Source organism: Chromobacterium sp. Ag138, from assembly GCF_055181315.1.
Genome location: NZ_JBUPWA010000001.1, coordinates 4,485,843 through 4,488,738, shown reverse-complemented (window position 1 = coordinate 4,488,738; position 2,896 = coordinate 4,485,843). Strand labels below are relative to the sequence as shown.

The 2,896-nt window shown below is 65.0% G+C and carries 3 protein-coding genes; all 3 read left to right on the top strand.

The window, feature by feature from the left end; translation table 11 throughout:
- Window positions 1-117 precede the first annotated feature (117 nt).
- A complete protein-coding gene (locus tag ACY3GB_RS20940; protein ID WP_463090426.1) occupies window positions 118-1,770 on the top strand; it encodes a hypothetical protein in 1,653 nt (550 codons plus the stop codon).
- A gap of 195 nt (window positions 1,771-1,965) precedes the next feature.
- Complete coding sequence (locus ACY3GB_RS20935) at window positions 1,966-2,316, top strand: hypothetical protein (protein WP_463090425.1); 351 nt, start codon at window positions 1,966-1,968, stop codon at window positions 2,314-2,316.
- A 20-nt stretch (window positions 2,317-2,336) separates the two neighbouring features.
- Window positions 2,337-2,896: type III secretion system translocon protein SseB (gene sseB / locus ACY3GB_RS20930; RefSeq protein ID WP_463090424.1), on the top strand; the 560-nt coding region annotated here is incomplete at its 3' end.

The following is a 2,896-nucleotide window of genomic DNA, read 5'->3' as shown; positions in this document are numbered from 1 at the left end:
TCCCGGGAATGGCTAAATCCAAAAGATCCTCCACTTTTCGGAAAGACCTTTCAATGGTTGCGGCGGAGAATCCGCCGCAACCATCCGCCATCCCCCTGTATTTTCAAAGGAAACCACATGGTCAACAGCGTCAACTTGAAAGCCTGCACCACAGGGGCCCAGCTCAGCGAAATCCGCGCCGAAACCGCAGGCGGCCCGGACAAGGTCGTCTCCTCGGAGAAAGGCGTATCGCTGGATCAGGCCCAGGAAGCCGCGGTCAGCAACAGCCGGCTGTTCGAAGCCGGCGTCAGCATGATGATCCTGGACGATCCGGGCCAGATCGGCCGCGTGTTCGACGATTACGGCGCCAAACTGGCGTCGGTGCTGACGCCCTTGTTCGCCGATGGCGACAAAGCCTGCAACAAACCCGACGCGGTGGTGTTCAACGGCAAGCCGATGGCATTGCGCGACGTGTTCCGCACCACCCTGGTCAGCCCGCTGACCTCGCCCGCCTCCGACCAGATCGGCAGAAAGACGACTTCCGGCGGCAGCGGCGAGGCCTGGATCAGCGCCCAGCTGTCCAGTCCGCTGATGCGCGAACAAGGCGGCGAGCTGAAATACGCGGACCAGAAAGGCGGCCATGACCTGCTGACCAAGATCAAGGCCGCCAGCTCCTTCGGCACCACCGTGTGGCAGTTGCTGAACGACAAGACCCACGGGGAAAAGAACGGCGCGGCCCTGCGCGACATGCTGGCGCCGCTGGGCGGCTCGCAGTCGCGCGATTGCGTCGCCCGCTTCGACGAATTCAAGAGCCGCACCCGCACCGAGCGCTTCGACGACGCGGTCAGCCGCATGCGCAGCGAGCGGCCGCCGCAGGTGGATTATCAAGTGGACTACTCGTCCGCCGGCGATCACGGCCTGGGCTTCGGCCGGGTGGCGGTCACCGCCCATGACAAGGAAAACCAACCGGCGCTGGATGCGCTGCTGGGGCACGATCCGGACAAAGGACAGCGCTACGCCAACATCAACGGCGTGCCGCGCCACGGCGCGCCGATCGACACGCCCGAGGGCGAGCGGATGCCCACCCGGCCATTCACCATGTCGCGGGCGGAAGTCGAAAACCTGCCCGAGGCCTACGCCAAACTGCGGTTCGGCGACAAGGGCGGCTTCCAGGAACTGCTCAAGCAGCATGAGTTTCCGCACGGCACCGGCGTCAACCGCTGGCAGCCCTACGGCACCTTCGCCACCGAATCCAATCTGCGCGGCCTGCCGTCCGCCGGCGCGCAATCCGGCGGCACCTGCGACACCCTGCTCGCCCTGCACACCTTGAGCGACGAAGGCATCTACAACCGGCCCGACATCGTGGAGCCGGCCACGCTGGGCGTCGCCGCCTTCATGAATTTCGGCGCTTACCACACCTTCGCCGAAACCATCCCGATCGGCATGTCGGTGGCCAACGACGACGACGAGTACAACCCGTCCTCCGGCACCGCCAGCGCTTATGGCGAAGCGCTGCAAAAGCAGGGAAAGCTGCAGGACCTGCCCGGCTACGCGGCCGCGGAGCTGACCACGCCGGTGCACACCAATCTGCAGCATGACGCGCTGTACGACCGCCTGGCCAACCTGGTCGGCCAGCATGCCGGCGCCGGCATCGCCGGCCATGTCGCCGACCTCTCAGAGGCGCACAAGAGCACGCTGGAAGCGCTGCGGAGCGAGCATCCGGAATTGCGGGACACCCCGCAGATCCAGACCACCCGCCTGGAGCTCGGCCAGATCGGCCAGCACGTCTGACGTCCTGCTCCTCCGCATGCATGGCACGCCCCGGCGTGCCATTTTTTTCGCGGCGCCCTTGTCTTTGCGCCGGCCAAACCCCGCAGCCGACCAAACGCCTGGAAACCGAAAGGCGCGGCCTTTTTTCGAAAGTCGGCCGCGGCGGCCGGGCCTAGCATCGATTCCAACATCACCCGTTCCAGAAAAGGAGCCCGCATGAACCAGCCGTCGACCCATCCGCTGCAGAGCCTGATGCAGGACCTGCAAAACCGCCAGCAAGGACTGGGCGAGCAGCTGCGCACCTTCCAGGCGCTGCAGGAGGAAATCGCCGCCCTGCAGCGCCGCGCCCCGCACGACGCCCAGGCCCGCCAGCGCCTGGACCGCCTGGGCCGCGCCATGCAAGGCGAGCTCGCGCCGCTGAACCAGAAGCTGTCGCAATGCGTGGAAAGCTTGCACGGCAATTTCAAATCGCTTGAGGAGTCGCTCAAGCGCGCAGGAGAGGGAGCGTCGGACAAGCCGGCCGCTCCGCGCAAGACCGGCCCGCTGCTGGGCCGCACTTTCATCTGAACCGCAAAGAGGATAACGCCATGTCTTTCGCCACCAACTTCGCCACCAGCAACCCCATCGCCAGCTCCACCGACTACGAAAACTACGTCGACAACAAGGCCGGCCAGGGCGACTCCATCATGTCCCAGGGCATCTCGGTGCTCTACAAGTTCATGACCCTGTTTTCCGACCTGGCCCAGGGCAAATACGACCAGATGAGCGCCAAGGCCGACCGCGCGCGCAATTCGCAGCAGGCCGCCAACCAGGTGGACGCCATCATCTCCAAGCTGGCCAAGGCCGACGACAAGGGCGATCTGCCGCCCGAAGTCATCCAGTACCTGAAAGACCACCATATCAGCATCACCGTGCAGAACGACGGCACTAACTCCACCAGCGACATCATGGCCTATCTGAAAAGCATCGGCCACCCGGACGGCAAGGGCCTGGACAAGGGCCAGCTGGACGTGATCAAGGGCGCGCTGGACGCCGACTCCGGCCGCTGCTCCGACTTCGTCACCCAGGCCCAGCTGCAGATCCAGAAAACCATGCAGTCGTACAACGTCTGCGTCAGCCTGATCAACAGCATGCAGTCGCTGCTGGC